The 19,214-nt window shown below is 72.5% G+C and carries 16 protein-coding genes; 10 read left to right on the top strand and 6 right to left on the bottom strand.

Annotation, left to right across the window (positions count from 1 at the left end; all coding sequences use genetic code 11):
* Window positions 1-20: 20 nt before the first annotated feature.
* Both ACFPFQ_RS03420 and ACFPFQ_RS03415 read right to left on the bottom strand, forming a co-directional pair.
* Window positions 21-2,195 (bottom strand): TerD family protein, encoded by a 2,175-nt coding sequence (locus tag ACFPFQ_RS03420; RefSeq protein ID WP_379614616.1) that lies wholly within the window; start codon window positions 2,193-2,195, stop codon window positions 21-23.
* A gap of 81 nt (window positions 2,196-2,276) precedes the next feature.
* Window positions 2,277-2,762 carry a carboxymuconolactone decarboxylase family protein gene (locus tag ACFPFQ_RS03415; RefSeq protein WP_379614614.1) on the bottom strand — a complete coding sequence of 162 codons (486 nt, stop codon included), beginning with the start codon at window positions 2,760-2,762 and terminating at the stop codon, window positions 2,277-2,279.
* Window positions 2,763-2,934: 172 nt separating this feature from the next.
* Between ACFPFQ_RS03415 and ACFPFQ_RS03410 the strand changes: the two genes are divergently transcribed.
* Genes ACFPFQ_RS03410 through ACFPFQ_RS03400 form a run of 3 tightly spaced genes read left to right on the top strand, consistent with a single transcriptional unit; the run spans window position 2,935 to window position 6,597 of the window.
* A complete protein-coding gene (locus tag ACFPFQ_RS03410) occupies window positions 2,935-3,837 on the top strand; it encodes an RNA polymerase sigma-70 factor (RefSeq protein WP_379614612.1) in 903 nt (300 codons plus the stop codon).
* Between the two features lie 41 nt (window positions 3,838-3,878).
* Entirely contained in the window at window positions 3,879-5,183 is a 1,305-nt protein-coding gene (locus ACFPFQ_RS03405; protein ID WP_379614610.1) for an MFS transporter, read from the top strand.
* Complete coding sequence (locus ACFPFQ_RS03400; protein WP_379614608.1) at window positions 5,176-6,597, top strand: pyridoxal phosphate-dependent decarboxylase family protein; 1,422 nt, start codon at window positions 5,176-5,178, stop codon at window positions 6,595-6,597. The genes ACFPFQ_RS03405 and ACFPFQ_RS03400 overlap by 8 nt, the downstream gene beginning before the upstream one ends.
* Window positions 6,598-6,799: 202 nt before the next feature.
* On the opposite strand, the gene ACFPFQ_RS03395 is transcribed toward ACFPFQ_RS03400, so the two are convergent.
* Together ACFPFQ_RS03395 and ACFPFQ_RS03390 are read right to left on the bottom strand one after the other, a co-directional pair.
* Window positions 6,800-7,261 (bottom strand): hypothetical protein, encoded by a 462-nt coding sequence (locus ACFPFQ_RS03395; protein WP_379614606.1) that lies wholly within the window; start codon window positions 7,259-7,261, stop codon window positions 6,800-6,802.
* A gap of 99 nt (window positions 7,262-7,360) precedes the next feature.
* Window positions 7,361-8,446, bottom strand: a complete 1,086-nt coding sequence (locus ACFPFQ_RS03390; protein ID WP_379614604.1) for a LacI family DNA-binding transcriptional regulator — start codon at window positions 8,444-8,446, stop codon at window positions 7,361-7,363.
* 140 nt (window positions 8,447-8,586) lie between these two features.
* Here ACFPFQ_RS03390 and ACFPFQ_RS03385 point away from each other — a divergent pair, with 140 nt between their 5' ends.
* The 4 genes from ACFPFQ_RS03385 to ACFPFQ_RS03370 are packed head-to-tail and all read left to right on the top strand — an operon-like array spanning window position 8,587 to window position 12,574.
* Window positions 8,587-9,588, top strand: coding sequence for an asparaginase (locus tag ACFPFQ_RS03385; RefSeq protein ID WP_379614602.1), 1,002 nt, complete (start codon window positions 8,587-8,589; stop codon window positions 9,586-9,588).
* 5 nt (window positions 9,589-9,593) lie between these two features.
* Complete coding sequence (locus ACFPFQ_RS03380; protein WP_379614600.1) at window positions 9,594-10,484, top strand: polysaccharide deacetylase family protein; 891 nt, start codon at window positions 9,594-9,596, stop codon at window positions 10,482-10,484.
* Entirely contained in the window at window positions 10,481-11,836 is a 1,356-nt protein-coding gene (locus ACFPFQ_RS03375; RefSeq protein WP_379614598.1) for an MFS transporter, read from the top strand. The genes ACFPFQ_RS03380 and ACFPFQ_RS03375 overlap by 4 nt, the downstream gene beginning before the upstream one ends.
* Before the next feature lie 3 nt (window positions 11,837-11,839).
* Window positions 11,840-12,574: a hypothetical protein gene (locus ACFPFQ_RS03370; protein WP_379614596.1), complete on the top strand. Its 735-nt coding sequence runs from the start codon at window positions 11,840-11,842 to the stop codon at window positions 12,572-12,574.
* A gap of 196 nt (window positions 12,575-12,770) precedes the next feature.
* Here ACFPFQ_RS03370 and ACFPFQ_RS03365 read toward each other — a convergent pair whose 3' ends face one another.
* Window positions 12,771-13,454, bottom strand: a complete 684-nt coding sequence (locus tag ACFPFQ_RS03365) for a metal-dependent transcriptional regulator (protein ID WP_379614594.1) — start codon at window positions 13,452-13,454, stop codon at window positions 12,771-12,773.
* A gap of 306 nt (window positions 13,455-13,760) precedes the next feature.
* Between ACFPFQ_RS03365 and ACFPFQ_RS03360 the strand changes: the two genes are divergently transcribed.
* On the top strand, window positions 13,761-14,714 hold the full coding sequence (locus ACFPFQ_RS03360; protein WP_379614592.1) for an alpha/beta fold hydrolase: 954 nt from the start codon (window positions 13,761-13,763) through the stop codon (window positions 14,712-14,714).
* Here ACFPFQ_RS03360 and ACFPFQ_RS03355 read toward each other — a convergent pair.
* Window positions 14,688-15,842, bottom strand: a complete 1,155-nt coding sequence (locus ACFPFQ_RS03355) for a phospholipase (RefSeq protein ID WP_379614590.1) — start codon at window positions 15,840-15,842, stop codon at window positions 14,688-14,690. The genes ACFPFQ_RS03360 and ACFPFQ_RS03355 overlap by 27 nt on opposite strands.
* Before the next feature lie 170 nt (window positions 15,843-16,012).
* On the opposite strand from ACFPFQ_RS03355, the gene ACFPFQ_RS03350 reads away from it, so the two are divergent.
* Window positions 16,013-16,840 (top strand): MerR family transcriptional regulator, encoded by an 828-nt coding sequence (locus ACFPFQ_RS03350; RefSeq protein WP_379614588.1) that lies wholly within the window; start codon window positions 16,013-16,015, stop codon window positions 16,838-16,840.
* Between the two features lie 61 nt (window positions 16,841-16,901).
* On the top strand, window positions 16,902-19,148 hold the full coding sequence (locus ACFPFQ_RS03345; RefSeq protein WP_379614587.1) for a helix-turn-helix transcriptional regulator: 2,247 nt from the start codon (window positions 16,902-16,904) through the stop codon (window positions 19,146-19,148).
* The last annotated feature ends 66 nt before the right edge of the window (window positions 19,149-19,214 follow it).

The following is a 19,214-nucleotide window of genomic DNA, read 5'->3' as shown; positions in this document are numbered from 1 at the left end:
CGGTCCGATCGGGGTCGGGGTCAGCGGCCGGTGGCGGCGTCGACGGCGGTGATCGCGTCGGCAGCGACATCGACGGGCAGCCGTGGGGGAGAGGGCTTGAGGCCCTGCACGACGCGCGCGTAGAAGGCGTCGACCGCGTCGTTGACGCTGGGGACGAACGCCTTGCGCAGCCCGTTGCGCTTGGTGCCCATCGCCGCCGAGGCGGTGAGCCGGAAGGCACGGATCTCGGCCGCGGCGTCGGGGAGCAGTGCAGTGGGGTCGGTTCGGACGTCACGCAGCAACTCGCAGGCAGTCTGCTCGCGGCGAGCGAAGAGAACTTCGATCGTGAGGGTGTCCGGGGCTTCGGTGAGTTGTCGCAGGATCCAGTTGATGCGTCGCTGCGCGCCGCCGTCGCGCGGAGCGTCGACGAGGATCGACGTGCGGATCTGGGCCGTGCGCACGTCGGCGACCACCGCTATCGGACCGGCTGCCCCCGGGATCCGGAGTGTGGCTGACAGGGTGCCCGAGCCGGACAGTTCGGCGGCGGCCGCCTGCGAGCGAGCACCGTGGTCGCGGGCGAGCTTGCGTGGCTGCACGGGAGTGACCGCGACGCCGAGCGTGCTGGTCATGGTGAGGGAGACGTGTCGGATCAGCTTCTCCCAGGACGAGACCACAGTCCCGATCTTGCTGTCGGAGGGACGGAGGGTGCTGGCCGCGACGGCATCGCGGACCGGCACCCATGCGGCGCCCATGTCGTCGAATCCGGCCGCACCCGAGGCGGGGTGCTGCAGGTAGCGGATCAGCTCGGCGAGGACCCACGCCTGGAGGCGGTCGTCCAGGCCGCGGTGCGCGAGTTGCATCTGCGCCTCGTGCAGCACCTCCGACCAGGAGATGTGATGCAGGGCGACCTTGCGCAGCTTGCGGCCGTCGATCCGGAGGGGATGCAGATCACCGACCGGAGCGAGATCGTTGGACAGGGTGACGACGGCGTCGTAGCCCTGCTGGCGGGCCAGGTCCAGGTAGCGTTCGATCTGCTCGTTGCGCAGCGCTGCGACGCCGGTCTTGACCTCCAGCAGCGCGGTCCAGATCCGGCCGGCACGCGCCACGCGGATCACGCCGTCCGGAATCACGGTGCGCTCGTCGAGCTTGAAGGGCACCTCGAGGTACGCCTCGACAGATCCGGCCGGACCGCCGAACCGGGCGACGAGAGCGCGGCCGAAGTCGCGGACCGCCATCATGGTCGACAGCAGGGTCGAGGTGGCGCGTCGCTCCTTCTCCTCGGCGCTGCCCTGCCCGACCACCGAGAACAGCCGGGCCGGCTGCCAGCTCGGATCGACCGCCAGCGTCAAGGCGGGCAGCATCGCCGAGGTGGTCCGCTTCTTGCGGGTTCGCACACCGGCGCGCGCGGGGGGTGCCGTTGCCTCCGCGGCGGGGGTCGCCACGGCGCCGCCTTCGACGGCAACGGCCTCGGAGACTTCATCGGCGTCGACGCTCGGCGGCAGTTCCACGAGACCGGTGTCGTCACCCGCGGTCGAGATGATCTCCTGCAGGGCATCCACGTGGTCGTCGTCATCGCCGCTCTCCGCGTGGACGAGCGGATCGACCACCACCGCTGGAGCCGCGGTGTCGGTGGCCGGGTCGGTCCCGGGGTCTGCTGCCTCGTCCACGGTGATGCCGTGATCGGTGGCGAGCCCGGCCAGCCCCGAGTCCCAGCCCTGACCGACAGCGCGGAACTTCCACTCGTCGCCGCGCAGGTAGAGCTCGCCCAGCACCATGGCGGTCTCCGGGCCGGCACCGTGCACGTCGAACCGGGCGCGCGTGGCACCGCCGACATCGAGGATCTCGACCGAGAGGTCACCGACGTCGCCGAAGCCGATGCCCTCCGCAGCATCGAGGCTCGCCGCGATGACCACGGTGCTGACCTCGCCGGGAAGTGCTTCGAGATCGACCGCGATGCGGTCCTCCGCTCGATCGTCGGCGGAGCGCTTCCCCAACAGCCGAACAGCGCCGTCGACGCTGGTCGGCGCGTTGAAGAAGATGAAGTCCTCGTCGCCGCGTACGCGGCCGTCCACGCCCAGTAGCAGCGCCGACACGTCGACGTCGGCCGCACCATCGGGATCCGACCACCTGACCACCGCGTGCACCCGGCTCTCCTCGACGGACGAGCGATGTACCAGCGAGACGTTCGCACCCTTGGACAGAAGATCGTGAGCCACGACACCCTGGGTCGTTGGGCGACCTCGAAGAGTTACAGATTCCGCCCGCCCCACCGCGATCCGCCCCGCCCGCCCCGCCGATCAGCTGAGCATGCTGGCGAACATGCCCGGCTCGTAGGACCCCGCAGGCATGCGCACGATCACGTTGAACCGGTTGGCCGCGTTGATCATCCCGACCACGGCGACCAGAGCGGCTGTCTGCTCGTCGTCGTAGTGCTTGCGCACCTGGTCCCACGTCTCGTCGGAGACGCCGTGGTGGGCGTCGGCGAGCCGCGTCCCCTCCTCGGCGAACGCGAGGGCCGCCCGCTCGGCCTCGGTGAAGACGGTGGCCTCGCGCCACACGGCGACCAGGTGGAGCCGGGTCGTGGTCTCACCGGCGGCCGTGGCCTCCTTCGTGTGCATGTCGACGCAGAACGCACAGCCGTTGATCTGGCTCACGCGCAGCTGCACCAGTTCCTGGGTGGACGTCGGCAGCGTCGACTGGGCGATCAGCATGCCGACGTTCGCGATCCGCTTGGCGATCTTGCCGCCGATCTCGGTGGTGAACAGGTCGAGACGGGATTCCATGGTGTCGTCCTCATTCGTGGGTGGTGCGGAACTGCGTGGACGAACACCAGATGCCGCTCGGCCGCCGCGCGTGACGGCGCATCGGCGTGACGTGGGTTACACCGCCCCGGTGTCACAGCACGGGGGAGCGCGGCGTCCCATGGGTGACCGTCGCGCGCGAAGAGGAGACACCATGGTCGGCATGCCGCCCGACAGCCCGGACCCCGCCACCGCGGCGTTCCTCGCCCACCGCAACCTGCTGTTCACCGTCGCCTACGAGATGCTCGGGTCGGCCGCCGACGCCGAGGACGTCCTGCAGGAGACCTGGCTGCGGTGGGTGGGTGTCGACCTCGACACCGTGCGGGAGCAGCGCGCGTACCTGGTCCGGATCACGACGCGGCAGGCACTGACCCGGCTGCGCACGCTCGGCAGGCGCAAGGAGTCCTACGTCGGCCCATGGCTGCCCGAGCCGCTGCTGACCACGCCCGACGTCGCCGAGGACGTCGAGCTGGCCGACAGCGTCTCGATGGCGATGCTGCTGGTGCTGGAGACGCTCGCGCCCACCGAACGCGCGGTGTTCGTGCTGCACGAGGTGTTCGGCGTGGAGTACGACGAGATCGCGGAAGCCGTCGACAAGAGCCCGCCGGCCGTTCGCCAGATCGCGCATCGGGCCAGGGCGCACGTCGCCGCCCGCCGGCCGCGCGTGGCGGTCACGGCCGCCGAGTCCCGCGGGGCGCTCGAGGCGTTCCGCCGCGCGGTCGAGACGGGTGAGCTGCAGAGCCTGGTCGACCTGCTCGCCCCGGACGTCGTCATGCTGGGCGACGGCGGCGGGGTCAAGCAGGCGTTGCTGCGACCCGTCGTCGGAGCGGATCGGGTGGCCCGGGTGCTGGCCGCCGGCCTGCCCCGGGTCAAGGGCGTGGTGACGCTCGAGTCCGTGCAGGTCAACGGGTCCCCGGCGCTGATCGTCCGGATCGACGGGGAGATCGACAACGTGGTGGCGGTGCGGATCGACAACGGCCTCATCACCGGGCTCTACGTCGTGCGCAACCCCGAGAAGCTCTCGCGCACGCAACAGGAGACCGCATTGCACCGTTGACACCTGTCCACTGCGGGTCCGAGATCGATAGCGTCTCGCCCATGGTCCTTCCCACCCGCGTGCGTCGCGGGTACGCGCTGGGCAGCATCGCGACGGGCACCTTCGGCACGGTGCCGGGGCTGCTCCTGCTGCCCTACCTGACCGACACGCTCGGGGTGGCGGCCGCGGTGGCGGGGCTGATCGTCTTCGTGCCCAAGGCATGGGACGTGGTGCTCAACCCGATCGCGGGCCGCATCAGCGACCGCAGCAGCTCGTCGCGCGGGCGGCGCCGGCCGTTCCTGCTGTGGTCGGGCATCGCGCTGGCGATCACCTTCGCCCTGATCTTCGCCGGACCGGCGGCGCCACCGCCGCTCGCCGCGACGTGGGTGGTGATCGCCTTCCTCGCATGCGCCACGGCCTACGCGTTCTTCCAGGTGCCGTTCAACGCCATGCCGGCCGAGATCACCCAGGACGCCGCCGAGCGCACCCGGATGATGACGTGGCGGGTCGCCGCGATCGCGGTGGCGATCCTGCTGTCCGGGGCCACGGCGCCGCTCGTCGTCTCGGGCCTGGGCTACCCGGCGATGGGGATCTACGTCGGGGTGCTGCTGCTCCTCGGCACGATGGGGGCGTACCTCGCGACGAGCGGGGTCGTCGAGGAGCCGACGGAGGCGTCGGCGGGGCCGCTGCGCGAGCAGTTGCGGATCGTCTTGTCCGTGCCGGACTTCCGGCGGCTGCTGGTCGCGTTCGTCGCGCAGGCCCTCGGGGTGGGGGCGCTGCTCGCCGCGGTCGCGTACGTGGCCCGGTACCTGCTCGCCGACCCGGCGTCGTCGTCGGTGCTGTTCGCGGCGTTCGTCGGGCCTGCGCTGCTGGTCAGCCCGCTGTGGGAGCGCTGGACGGCGCACCGGGGCAAGAAGGCGGGTTACCTGGCCTCGACGGTGGTACTGGTCGTCGGCGTGCTGGCGCTCTGGTCGGTGCGCAGCGACGTCGGGTGGCTCGCCTACGTCGCCGCGGGGATCGCCGGCATCGGTTACGCGGGCACGCAGGTGTGCCCGCTCGCCATGCTGCCGGATGTGGCCGCTGCGGCCACCCGCGCCACCGGCGTGAACCGCACCGGTGTCTTCACCGGGCTGTGGACGGCGGGGGAGACGCTCGGGCTCGCGCTCGGCCCCGGTCTGTACGGGCTGGTGTTGAGCATCGGCGGGTACGCGGCGTCCACAACGGGCTCCGCGGGGGCGACCGTGCAGTCCCCCGGCGCGCTGACCGCGATCGCCGTCGGGTTCACGCTCGTCCCGGCGGTGCTGATCGCACTGAGCCTCTGGCCGCTGCGCGGCTACGCACTCGACGAGAGGACGACGCGTGCCTGAGCTCGACTCACCCGTGCTGGCCCGCCTGGAGGCGCTGCGCGCAGGCGATCTGCCCACCCACGGCGGCCGCACGCTCGCCTACGTCTACGACTCCGGGCTGGCCGACGCCGACGCGGTCGGTCGGGCGGCGCTCGCGAGCTTCGGCGCCACCAACGGCCTCGATCCGACGGCGTTCCCCAGCCTGGCGGCGATGGAGCGCGACCTCGTGGCCTTGGCGCGGCACCTGTTCCACGCGCCCGAGGGCGCCGTCGGCACCGTCACCTCGGGCGGGACGGAGTCGATCCTGCTGGCCGTGCAGACGGCCCGGGACGCGCACCCCGACGTCCAGCGGCCGGCGATGGTGGTTCCGGCGACCGCGCACGGCGCGTTCCACAAGGCGGCGCACTACTTCGGCGTCGAGCTCGTGGCCGTCGACGTCGACCCGACCACGATGCGCGCGGTGCCCGCGGCGATGGTGGCGGCGATGGACGCGCATGCGGACCGGCTGGTGCTGGTGGCGGTCTCGACGCCGTCCTACGCGCACGGGGTGATCGACCCGGTCGCGCCGATCGCCGCGGCGGCGGCCGAGCGGGGTGTGCGCTGTCATGTCGACGCGTGCATCGGCGGGTGGGTGCTGCCGTGGGCGGACGTCGCAGCACCGTGGGACTTCGCCGTGCCGGGCGTCACCAGCCTGTCGGCCGACCTGCACAAGTACGGGTACACGCCCAAGGGTGTGTCGCTGCTGCTGCACCGCGATCCGGGGTTGCGCCGCCCGCAGTTCTTCGCGAGCGCCGACTGGCCCGGCTACACGATGCTGAACGCGACGATGCAGTCCACGCGCTCGGGCGGTCCGCTCGCCGCCGCGTGGGCCGTGACGCAGCACATCGGCGTCGACGGCTACCGCGCGCTCGTCCGCACCACGCTCGACGCCACGCGGGCGCTCGCCGATGCCGTGCGCGCCACCGAGCACCTGCGCCTGGCCGCCGAGCCCGACGCTTCGCTGCTGGCCGTGGCCACCGACGAGGCCCTCGACGTGTTCACCCTCAGCGACGAGATGGGCGAGCGGGGCTGGTTCGTGCAGCCGCAGATGGCGTTCCGGGGACTGCCCGCCACGCTGCACCTCACGGTGTGCGCCGCGACGGCGAGCAGCGTCGATGACTTCGTGGTGGCGCTGCGCGAGTCGGTCGCCGCGGCCGTCGCCTCCGGACCGGTGGTGGTGGCGCCCGAGCTGCGCGCCGCCGCGGCGGCACTGGACCCCGCAGCGCTGGACGACGCCGCGTTCGACGGCCTGCTGGCGGTCGCCGGGCTGGCCGGTGAGAGCGGGACGGTGTCGGTCCCGAAGCGCATGGCGCCGGTGAACGCCCTGCTCGACGCCGCACCACCCCGCCTGCGGGAGGCGCTGCTGATCGCGTTCCTGGACCGCCTGACCCGCTGAGCTCCGGTGGCGGCTCAGCGGCCGAGCAGGCGGTCCAGGAGGCGCGGGTGGCGGTACGTCCTCGCGCAGCGCCACGACGTGCGTGTTGCCGGCTCCGTCCCCGACGGCGACGATCTGACCGTCGCAGGCCAGCGCGGTGATCTTGCAGTCGAGCGCGGCCCGGGCGCCGACGGTGGCGGTGGTGAGGTCCAGGACGAGCAGCTCACCGGAGAGCCCGCCGACGACAGCCCGGTGGCCGGGCCGCCCGACAGCGCTGGTGAGCTGCACCGGATCGGCGTCGATCGTGGTCAGGGCCCCCGGAATGCAGATCCCAGATGTGGGCGCGGCCGTCGGAGCCGGCGCCCACTGCGTGACAACCCTCGTCGTCGACGGCCACGCCGAACGTCATGAACCGGTTGCCGTCGTCGCCCTCGGGGATCCGGACCGAGAGGACGAGGGGGTCGAGGGGGCGCCAGCAGGTGAGGTGGTGCGGCATCGCCCGGCTGGCGTCGTGGCTGCCGGTGACGACGACGCACGACAGGTCCGGGGTGAGGGCGCCCCGCCCTGCATAAGGCGCGCCGGCAATGGTGATCGAGTACGACGCCCGGCCCCCGTAGGTGCGTGTGAGATCGAGCCGCAGGGACCCGGCGATGACGGTTCCACTGAGCTCGTCCGCACGCCTCATCGGTGTGCTTTTCGCGGCGTTGGGCATCACTCGGGCGAAGTCGGGGTGCCGTTACGGTCGGCGACGGTTCGGACACGCGATCAACCGCGCGTGGTCGACTCAGGCCCGGCTGCGGGGGCGGGCGGCGAGCGTCGACTCCCGCACCCGCAGCTCCGGCGTGAGCCGCACCGACTCCGGCTGCTCTCCCCGCAGCAGCTGCACGATCAGCTCCACCGCCGTGCGACCCATCTCGTGGCGGGGGGAGTGGATGGTGGTCAGCGGGGTGGGGAGGGCCTCGGCCAGGGGTACGTCGTTGTAGCCGACGAGCGCCACGTCGACGCCGGCGACCAGCCCGACGTCGCGCAGCCCGCCGATCGCGCCGATGGCGGCGAAGTCGTTCGTGGCGAACACCGCGTCGGGTGTGGCGCCGGTGGCCAGCACCGTCTGCATGGCCGAGCGCCCGCCCGCGGTGTCGAACGGGCCCCACGCCACGTGGTCGTGCGGGACGGGGTGGCCCGCGCTGCGGTAGGTGTCGGTGAACCCCGCCGTGCGGTCGATCGCGGTGCTCGCGTAGGGCTGGCCGGCCAGCACCGCCACGTCGGTGAAGCCGAGTTCGAGCAGGTGACGGGCGGCGAGGCAGCCGCCGAGGTAGTCGTCGGTGGTGCTGGACAGGAATCCCTCGACCCGCCGCGAGACGAGGCAGAACCGGATGCCGCGGTCCTGCTGGCGCTGCAGGAAGTCGCTGTGGTGCTCGGCGTCGCCGAAGATCATCGCGTCGGGGTGGCGCGCGAGCATGGTCTCGGTCTGGCGCTCGCGACGCTCCGGGTCGTCGAGCGAGTTGGTGACGTAGGTGGAGTAGCCGTGGCGCTCCGCCGCGTCCTCGATGCCCTCGTAGATGGTGGCGAGCACCAGGTCCGAGAGCGTCGGCACGAGCACACCGATGTGCTTGGTCTGCCGGGTGCGCAGGCTCTTCGCGTTCGGGTTCGGGGTGTAGCCGAGCTCCTTCGCGACGGCGAGCACGCGGGAGACGGTTGCCGGTGACGCCGTGTGGCTCGATGCGCCGAGCTGCTTGTTGAGGATCCGCGAGACGGTGGAGGTGTGGACGCCCGCCGCGTCGGCGACGGTCCGCAGCGTCACCCGGCCGTCCGGCCCGTTCGCAGGTCCGTCGCTCGGACCGGTCATGCCCACCCCCACTGTCGTGCCCATGATGCCGCACCCCGACGTCGGCGTCGGCCGTCGGGCATTGACATCGCCAAACGATTGCGCTTAGCCTGGCCCGCGGCAAGCCAAACGTTTGGCTGATGGCGGTCGCCAGAGCTTCTCCGGCCCGGACGAGGAGGCCTTCGGTGCAGAGAGTGGTGGTCCTCGCGACCGGTGGCACGATCGCCAGCCGCGGTGCCGGGGTCGGTGGGGCCGTTGCCGAGGTTCCCGGCGAGCAGTTGCTCGCGAGCATCGACCCGCCGGTGGGAGTGCGGCTCGAGGTCGAGCAGTTCCTGCAGGTCAACAGCTTCAACCTCACGATCGCGCAGCTGGCGCAGTGCGCGGCCCGCACGCGGGAGCTGCTGGCCGACCCCGCCGTGCGCGGCGTCGTGATCACCCACGGCACCGACACCATGGAGGAGACGGGGCTGTTCCTCGACCTGTTCCTCGACTCCGGCAAGCCCGTCGTCCTCACCGGGGCCCAGCGCACGGCCGATGCCGAGGACGGCGACGGGGCCCGCAACCTGCAGGACGCGATCACGGTCGCCGCCGATGTCGGGGCCGCCGGGCTGGGCGTCGTCATCGTGTTCGACGGCCGGGTCTGGGCGGCGCCGGGCACCCGCAAGACCCAGACGCTGGCCAGCGCGGCCTTCTCGGCCCCGGCCGGGCCGCTCGGCACGATCGTGGCGGGCGGCGTCCGCGTGGAGCGGCGCCCGGTGCACCCGTCGCGGTTCGACCTCGACCGCTTCGCCGCCGACGACGTCCGGGTCGACATCGTCGCGGCCTACCCCGGCGTCGACACCGTGGCGCTCGACGCCGTCGTCGCCGCGAAGTGCCGGGGCGTCGTCGTCGAGGGCACCGGGGTCGGCAACGCGGGGCAGCGCCTGACCACGGCGCTGGTCGCCCTGCTGCGCGACGGCATGCCGGTGGTGCTCAGCACGCGCGTCGCCGACGGGCCGACCGCTGCGATCTACGGCGGTGGCGGTGGCGCCGACCTGGTCGCGGCCGGCGCGCTGCTCGGCGGCACCTACCGCGCGCCGCAGCTGCGGATCCTGCTCATCGCCGCGCTGGGCACCACCGACTCCGACGACGCCGCGCGGCTGGCCGTGGCGGCCCATCTCGCACACGCTTCGATGAACGGGAGATGATGATCATGACGAAGGACATTCTGGTCGGCTTCGGCGTCGACGTCGACGCGGTGGCCGGATGGCTCGGTTCCTATGGCGGGCAGGATTCGCCCGACGACATCTCGCGCGGGATGTTCGCGGGCGAGGTGGGAGTGCCGCGGCTGCTGGACCTGTTCCGCCGCTACGATCTGACCACCACCTGGTTCGTGCCGGGCCACTCCATCGAGACGTTCCCCGAGCAGTTCCGGCGGATCGTCGACGAGGGCCACGAGGTCGGCATCCACGGCTACAGCCACGAGAACCCGATCGCGATGAGCCGCGAGCAGGAGACGGCCGTCCTCGACCGCTGCATCGAGCTCATCGAGAACGTCACGAACCGCCGCCCCACCGGCTACGTCGCGCCGTGGTGGGAGTTCTCGCGCGTCACCAACGAGCTGCTGCTCGAGCGGGGCATCAAGTACGACCACTCGCTCATGCACGACGACTTCCACCCCTACCGCGTGCGGGTCGGCGACTCGTGGACCCCGATCGACTACTCCCAGCCCGCCGAGACCTGGATGAAGCCGCTGGTGCGCGGCAAGGAGACGCCGCTCATCGAGATCCCCGCCAACTGGTACCTCGACGACCTGCCGCCGATGATGTTCATCAAGACCGCGCCCAACAGCCACGGTTTCGTGAACCCGCGCCACCTCGAGGAGATGTGGCGCGACCAGTTCGACTGGGTCTACCGGGAGAACGAGAAGGCGACGTTCACCTTCACGATCCATCCGGACGTCTCCGGTCGCCCGCAGGTGCTCCTGATGCTCGAGCGGCTCATCGACTACATCAACACGCACGACGGGATCCGCTGGGCCACCTTCGACGAGATGGCCGACGACTTCGACGCCACCCAACCCTGGTCGGAGGACGCGTCATGACGACGACGCCAGCAGGTTCCTGGAAGCCGAACGTCATCACGCCGCGCAACGCGCGCTACGCCACCGTGGTGGCCTTCTTCGCCTGGATCTTCGCCGTCTACGACTTCGTGCTCTTCGGCACGATGCTGCCGGAGATGGCGAAGGACTTCGGCTGGGACGCTGCGCAGAGCACCGCGATCAACACGTGGGTCTCGGTCGGCACGTTCGTCGTGGCGATCCTGCTCGGCGTGATCGCCGACCGCATCGGGCGCCGCCGCGGCATGATGCTGACGATCGGCGGCACCGCCGTGGCCTCGGCGGCGACGGCCCTCACGTTCAACCCCGCGTACCTGATCGGGGTGCGCAGCGTCGCCGGGCTGGGCTACAGCGAGCAGGCGATCAACGCCACCTACCTCAACGAGATCTACGACGTCACCGACGACCGGTTCATCAAGCGCAACCGCGGCTTCCTCTACAGCATCGTGCAGGGCGGCTGGCCCGTCGGCGTGCTGCTCTCGGCCGCGCTGGTCGCGATCTTCCTGCCGTTCGTGGGGTGGCGCGGCAGCTTCCTGATCGCGACGTTCCCGGCGATCCTGCTGATCTTCATGCGGGCGCGGATGAAGGAGACGCCGCAGTTCCAGGTGCACGACCGGATCCGCCGGTTCGTGAAGGAGGGCAAGGCGGACGAGGCCGCCGAGCTCGCCGCCACCTACCACGTGGAGATCACCCCGCAGCGGGTGCCGCTGGCCGCCATCTTCGCGGACGGGAAGTTCAAGAACACGCTGTTCCTGTCGCTGGCATTCTTCTTCAACTGGTTCGGCACGCTCACGTTCAGCATCCTCGGCACCACGGTGCTGACCGAGGGCAAGCACGTGACGTTCGGCAACGCGCTGATCATCCTGATCCTGTCGAACCTCGTGGCGTTCGTGGGCTACGTGTTCCACGGCTGGCTGGGCGACCGGTTCAGCCGCCGCAACCTGATCGCGATCGCGTGGGTGCTGGGCGGGATCTCGTTCGCCGTCATGACGACGCTCGCCCAGGGCGCGGTGGCCGTGGTGCTGTTCATGAGCATCGGGCTGTTCTTCCAGATCGGCGCCTACAGCGCGCTGCTCTACTACATGGCGGACTCGTTCGACACGAAGACCCGCGCCACCGGCACGACCTTCGTCAACAGCCTCGGCCAGATCGGTGCCGTGGTCGGCGGCGTGATCATCACGAGCATGCTGTCGGCAGGCACCGACATCACGATCGCGGCGCTGGTGGTGGGCGCAGGCGGCACGGCGCTGTCGGGCCTGCTCATGATGGGGTGCCGGGTCGACGTGCCCAACGCGACCCGCGCCGAGGACGAGGCGCTCGCCAAGGTGGCGGAGTAGCCCGTGTGCGGATCGTGCGGGCGACGGTCGGTCAAGGACTGGACGTGGCCGTGGCTGGCCGGACCCCGCAGCGCCGCGCTCGTCGCGAGCGCGGCGCAGCGGCTCTCGACCGTTCGCGGGATCCGGGTGCGCCCCGGCGCCGGCGGGTGGGACGTCGCCCTGCCGACGGGGGCGCGCCGGTTCGCGGTGACGCTCGACGAGCTGGTGCGTGCGGCCGACGTCGACGGCCGTGAGGCGCCGGCCGTCGACGTCGGCGCGACCGGCTCCGCACCCGAGCCGGTGGTCACCGACAACCGCCGGTCGCTCACCCTCGTCGCGGCCCCGGGCACGGACTGGGCACCGGGGAACCGGAACTGGGTGCACGACCTCGTCGACGACCCCGCGGCCGCAGCCGTCCCGATCGACACCGCCGACGAGCCGGCGGCGCTCGCGCACCTGCACCACGTCGCTGCACAGGCCGCAACCGCGCCGTTCAACGAGCACTGCCGGATCGCGCCGATCGGTGCCGCCGGCCTCGGTGATGCAGCGTCCACGCCGTGGCCGGACCTGCCCGACACGATCACAGCGGCCGACCTCGCGCCGGTGTGCGTGACGCTGGCGGCGCGCCTGCGGTCGCTGGACGCCCGCGACGTCGGGCTACGGGAGGCGCGGCTGGGGCTCGGCTCCGGGACGGTGCTGGTGATCCAGTCCTGCGGCGCCCACGTCCTGCTCGCCGACCGAACGCCCACTGGCTCATGATCGAGACGGAACCAGTGGGCGCTCGCCGCGGGCCCGCCCGCCGAACGCCTACTTACTCATGATCGAGAGGGAACCAGTGGGCGCTCGGCCGATCCCGGTGGCGCCACCTACCGCACGAGCCGCCCGTCCTCGATGCCCACCACCCGGTCGGCGACCTTCGTCATCTCCGGTGCCGGCGGGCGCCGGATCGGTAGATCTACCCGGCCAGCACGACGATCGCGCGCGCGACCGCCGGTGCGATGGCCGCATGCGCCGGTGCGCCGGCGACGGTGACGGCGGAGTCGTCGGACGGGGCCGGTAACACGGTGATCGTCCGGCCCGGCCGGATCCCGGACGTGCGGAGTTCGGCCAATCCGGTCGGGTCGGACTGCAGGCCTTCCGGCAGCAGGACGACGGTGGCCCGGCCACCGCCGCGCCGCGCGAACTCGTGCAGCCGGGTGCCGTGGCGCGCTGTGTCGGGCCACGGCCTGATCCCGGAGTCGGCCCGCCCCATCAGCGCGTCGATGCCGGGGATGGGGTTGCCGAACGGTGACACTGTCGGGAACCCGAGCACCTGCAGGATGGCGCGCTCCGCGACGTCGCTGAGCACGTGCTGCCACCGGGAGGCCTCCACGTGCAGGTCCTCCCAGTCGAGGTGCACCGTGTGGTGGAGGAAGCACTCGCTGACCCGGTGCTTGCGCATCACCGCGATGGCCCGGGCCTGCCCCACCGGGGTCAGTGCGAGCGGCCTGTCCGAGGTGGTGCTCAGCAGCCCGTCGCGTTCCATCCGGGCGGTCGTCTCGTTCACCGTGGGAGCCGACGTGCCCGCGCGTTCCGCGATCCTGATCTGACGCGGCTCGATCCCTTCTTCGCCGAGCTCGTAGATCACCCGGAGGTACATCTCCGGGATGTTGAGGTGGCTGCTCCGAACGCCGACGCCGGCGCGGCCCCGGGCCTGCGTGTGAGTGGCCTGCGTGTGAGCTCTGGGCGCCACGACCTTCCCTTCGCCGTGGCGTTGTGCTGCGACGCGACGCCGATCGAGAGAGATCACGATAGCGCGCCGAGGCGACCGGCCCATCCCCAATCGTGGGGGGTGGGGCCACGACCCAGCGTATCGATGCAGGTCGGCGCGTCTCGCCCCACTTCAGAGTGGAACCGATCCGTGGACTTGCCGCAAGTCCCGGCTGGGGGTCCACACTGCCGCACCGTGAGCGCACCGGCGGATCCCGAGCAGGTTGTCGACATCGGCCGTTCCCTCCGGATCGCCTACGAGCGCTTCGGGGACGTGGGCGCGCCCGCGGTCCTGCTGATACAGGGGTTGAGCGCCCAGATGCTCGGCTGGCACGAAGGGTTCTGCGCCGCGCTGGTCGACAGGGGTGTGCAGGTGATCCGGTTCGACAACCGCGACATCGGCAGGTCGACCCACCTGTCGGATGCCCCCGTCCCCGACTTCCCGGCCGCGCTGGCGGGAGACCTGTCCTCGGCCGCCTACACGCTGTCGGACATGGCGGCCGACGCGATCGGGTTGCTCGACGCGCTGGGGATCGACGGCGTGCACGCCGTCGGGGTGTCGATGGGCGGCCAGATCGCGCAGACGATGGCGATCGAACACCCCGACCGCGTCCGCTCGCTGACGTCGATCAGCACCACGAGCGGCGACCCGGCGGTGGGGCAGTCCTGGCCCGGCACGTGGGAGCGGCTCGCCGGGCCGCCCGCCACGAACCGGGGGCAGGCGATGGACCGGGCGGTCGCCACGCTGCGCGTCGCCGGGTCTCCGGGGTTCGTCCTCGACGAGGCACAGGTGCGGGAGCGAGCCGGGCGGATCTACGAGCGTGCCGTTCCCGACGACGCCGGGATGATGCGGCAGGCGGTCGCGACGATCGCGTCGGGCGACCGGACCCCGCTGCTGCAGCAGCTCGACGTGCCGGCGCTGGTCGTCCACGGGGCCGCGGACCCGATGGTCGACGTCAGCGGCGGCCGGGCCACCGCTGCGGCGATCCCCGGGGCCGAGCTGGTGGTGTTCGAGGGCATGGGGCACAACATCCCCCGGGAGCTGTGGCCGGAGATCGCCGATCGCATCGCGGGGCTGGTGGGGCGGGCCGGAGCCGGCAGCTCCGCTGCGGGTGCGGAGCGCTCAGCCGGCCGCCGCGAACCGGTGTGATGCCGCGACGATCCCCGCCACGATCTCCACCTCGCCCTCGTCGCGCGGCCCGGGCACCAGCACCATGCCGGCGCTGACCCGCACCCCGGCCAGCGGGTGGGCCACCGCCCAGCCCTTGGCCAGCGCGTCGTAGGCCAGCGCGTCGGGAAGCGCGACGTGGAGGCTGCCGTCGGACTCGGGGTGCAGGTGCGCGAACTCGCCCTCGGCGGGCAGCACGAACGCCGCGTCGGGGCCCTCGGCGTGCTCCCGGTCGAGCAGCAGCGACCGGGTACCGGCCACGCCCACCGTCGCCGGCGCCGTCGAGACGCCGTCGAGCGCCACGACGCGCTTCCACAGCTCGGCCTGCAGGTGCGCCGGAGCGTTCTGCGACTCCTGGTGCTGCGGGGTCACCGTGGTGACCTTCGGCGGCGGCCCCACCCGCTCCGGGAGCCGCCCGATCGGCCAGTCCGGCTCGTCGCCGTCGGGCAGCGGGTTCTCGCCGTGCGCGCGCAGGTGGTCGAGCCGGTCGCCGAGCCAGGTGCCCGCGTGCCCGACGACGTCGCCCGCCAGTTGCGCGCCACCCGGTCCGCGCTCGGCCCACAGCGGTGCGCCGCTCTGCGTGGAGAGCCAGCTCCACGTGCTGAGCAGCCGGTCGGTGGGGGTCCGCGTGTCGCCGGTGCCGTGGGCGAGGAACACCGGCATCCCCGCGAGCCGTCCCCGCACCAGCGACGTGGCGGGGCCGTCGGGCAGCGCGCCGTAGAGCAGGACGGCACCCGCGAAGCGGTCGGGCGCTTCGAGCATCATCGCGCCCGCGACGGTGACGCCGTCGCGGAAGCCCAACAGCAGGATCGGCCGGTCGGGGTCGCCCTCGGTCTCGAGCCAGTCGAGCAGCCACCGGGTGGTGCCGGCCAGGTCGTCGGGGCCGGACTCGTCGAACCAGATGAAGCCGGAGTCGCCTTCGATGGGGGCGCGCACGGCCAGGTAGGCGACGGGTCCGTGGGGCAGCCAGGGCGCGATCTCGATCATGGAGTGCTCGCTGGTGCCGTTACCGTGCAGGGCCACCACCAGCGGTGCCGACGGGTGACCGGTGCCCCAGCGGGCGACCATCGGGGTGTTGTCGGACTCGGTCGATCGTCGATCGCGTGCCATCTTCGCCCCCGCCTGTCCGTGTCCGTGCTGCACCGTAGAGCCTGGTCGAGGACCGGCGGAACGGCGGGGAAGTCTCAGAAAGAGACGGCGCTGCCCGGTGTGCGAGCGCGGGTCGGTCATGTCAGGGTCTTGACCCTGCCATCGTGTGAGGGCCTGTACTCGGAGCCGTCATGTTCACCATCGGAGACTTCGCCGCGCTCGGCCGGGTGTCGGTCCGGATGCTGCGCCACTACGACGCCATCGGGCTGCTGCGCCCCGCGCACGTCGACCCGGCCACGAGCTATCGCTACTACCGCGCCGAGCAGCTCGACGCGCTCAACCGCATCGTCGCGCTCAAGGAACTCGGCTTCGGCCTGCAGCAGGTCGGGGAGATCCTGCACGAGCGGGTGAGCGGTGCGCAGCTGCGCGGGATGTTGCGGCTGCGCCGAGCCGAGCTCGAGGCGGTGCTCGCGGAGACGGGGGCCCGGCTGGCAGCGGTCGAAGCGAGGCTCCGGACGATCGAGAGCGAGACCACCGTGCCCGACATCGTGATCAAGTCCCTGCCACCGGTGCGGGTGGCCGAGCTGACCGGCACCTGCCCGAACTTCGACCCGCGCACGCTCGCACCGGTCGTCGATGGCCTCTACGCCGCGCTGCGCCGGCAGCTCGAGGCCGCAGGCGCGCCGGTGATCGGACCCGCCGTCACCCGCTACGCCGACGTGCCGGGCGGCGTCGACGTAGCGGGCAGTGGCGCCGTGCTGGTCCACGCGGGACTGCCCGTCGGGATCGGTGACGTCGAGGGCGCCCGCACCGTCGAGCTGGCCGGCGTCGAGCGCGCCGCCACGATCGTCCACAACGGACCGCTCGACGACGTGCTGCCCACCGTGCAGGCGCTGGCGCGGTGGCTGGGCGCCAACGGCCACGGCTTCGGCCCGGAGGGTGCCAGGGAGGTCGCACTGGACCGGCCGGCCGATCCGGCCCGGTGGGTGACGGAGCTGCAGGTGCCCCTGGGCTCCTGAGGGGCCGATTCGTCCGGATCGGGGGTACTGGGCGGGGAGGCTGACCGCTACCGTTCCTCCGATGCCGCCCCCGGGCTCCCGGCCGTTGCTGGCCGCGAAGCTGATCGTGCCGCCGCCCCGTCGCGGTGGTGTGGTGCGATCGCGGCTGCACGAGCGGTTGCGCCCGGTGCCGGGCGTGCGGCTCACCACCGTCATCGCCCCGGCCGGTTGGGGCAAGACCACCCTGCTGTCCGCGTGGGCCCAGGATCCGCAGGAGCGTCGTGCGGTGGGTTGGCTGTCGATCGACGAGGCCGACGACGAGCCGGTGCGCTTCTGGACCTACGCGCTCGCCGCGCTGGGCGCCGTCGCCCCCGACCTGGCGGGACCCGCGCTCGCCGCGCTCGGTGCCCCCGGTCTCGATCCGGTCGACGTCGCGCTCGCCGCGCTGCTCAACGCCCTCACCGACCAACCGCCGGGCCACGTGCTCGTCCTCGACGACTACCACCTGGTCACCGCACCGGCGATCCACGAGAGCGTCGAGTTCCTGCTCGCCTACCTGCCACCCGCGCTGCACCTGGTGATCGCGAGCCGTGCCGACCCGCCGCTGCCGTTGGCACGCATGCGGGCGCGTGGCACGCTGGCCGAGATCCGCGTCGACGACCTGCGGTGCACACCCGCCGAGGGCGCCGCGCTCGTCGCCGCGGTGGGGGAGATCGGCGCCGGCGCGGCCGGCGGGCTAGTCGAGCGCACCGAGGGCTGGCCCGCCGGGCTCCAGCTGGCGGCGTTGACGCTGCGGGGTGCGGCCGACCCGACGGCATCCGCGGCCATGATCCGCGGCGACCAGCGCCACATCCTCGACTACTTCGCCGCCGAGGTGCTGGTCACGCTCGACGCCGACCAGCGCGCCCTGCTGGTGCGCAGCTCCGTGTTGGAACGGCTGTCGGGCCCGCTCTGCGACGCGGTGCTGGGCAGCACCGGATCGGCGGCCGTGCTCGACCGGCTCGACCGGGCGGACCTGTTCGTGACACCGGTCGGGGATCGCTGGTACCGCTGCCATCGGCTCTTCCGGGACGTGCTGCGCCGCGAGCTGGACACCACCGCCCCGGAGGAGGTGTCGGAGCTGCTCGGCCGCGCCGCCGACTGGTTCCTCGCCAACGGGAGCGTCGAGCAGGCCGTCGAGCACCGCATGGCGGCCGGCGACGTCGTCGGGGCCTGCCGGCTGATGCGCGAGAACATCCGCTGGTTCTTCGATCACGGTGCGATGGCGGCGCTCCTGCGCATGGGCGAGCGGGTGGCCACTGCCGTCCCGGACGCGCACCTGTACCTGATGCTGGCCTTCGCCGCAGGCCTGTCCGGGCAGGCCCGCCGCAGCGTGGTCTGGCTCGCTGCCGCCGAACCCCTGATCGCCGATGACGACGAGCCGTTCCTGGGCTGGAGCAGCCTGCGCGCCGCCGCCGACACCACCTGGGCCACCTACGGGACCCAGGGCGACGTCGCCGCCGCCCTGCGCTATGCCGAACGCGCCGTTGGCCTGGAGTCCGATCCCGCGCAGTGGGGCCATGTCGTCGCCCTCAACAGCCTGGCGGGTGCCCTGCTCGGCGCCGGCCGGGTGACCGAGGCCACCGAGGTCCTGCAACGGTCGTGGCGCAGCCCCGCGCGCCGCGAACTGCCGACGCTGATGGTGCTGCAGTTCGCCGGCCTGCTCACGTTGGGACTCGTCGAGCTCGGTCACGACGACGCGGCCCGCGACGTCCTCACCGAGGTCGCCGACGTCGCCGCCGCGGCCGAGCGGGCATGGGGCGACGGTGCCGCCGCCGCGATCGCGATGCTGCGGCTGGCCGAGGCCCGGCTCGCGGCGCAGCACGATCCCGCCGCGGCGCTGGCGGTCCTGCACCGGGCAGCGGAGCTGGCGCAGCGATGGGGCCGGCCGACGGTGCTGGTGGGGGCGCTGACGAGCCTCGCCGACGCGCAGTGGGCCACCGGCGACCGGGCAGGCGCCCGGATCAGCGTCGATCGGGCCCGGGAGGCGATGTCGGCCGAGCCGGTGTCGCCGGTGGCGGCGGGGCACCTCGACGCGCTCGAGGCCCGGCTCGGCCGTGGGGCGGTCAACCAGGCGCGACACCGCGGCGAGCCCGTCGAGGAGCTGACCGATCGTGAGCTCGCCGTGCTGCGGGCACTGCGCGGACCCCTGTCGGCGCGCGAGATCGGTGCCGAGCTGTACCTGTCGATCAACACGGTCAAGGGCTACACCAAGAGCCTCTACCGCAAGCTCGACGTGGTGACCCGCGCCGACGCCGTCCGCCGCGGTCGCGATCTCGGCCTGATCTGACCCCGCACCACCCCGGGTGGTACCGGGGCGGGGTGGTGCGCGTCCACACCGATCGGTCGTCTCCTC

Source organism: Pseudonocardia sp. GCM10023141, from assembly GCF_042653605.1.
The sequence above is the reverse complement of the archived record's forward strand: the minus strand, read 5'-3'. Positions and strand labels throughout refer to the sequence as shown.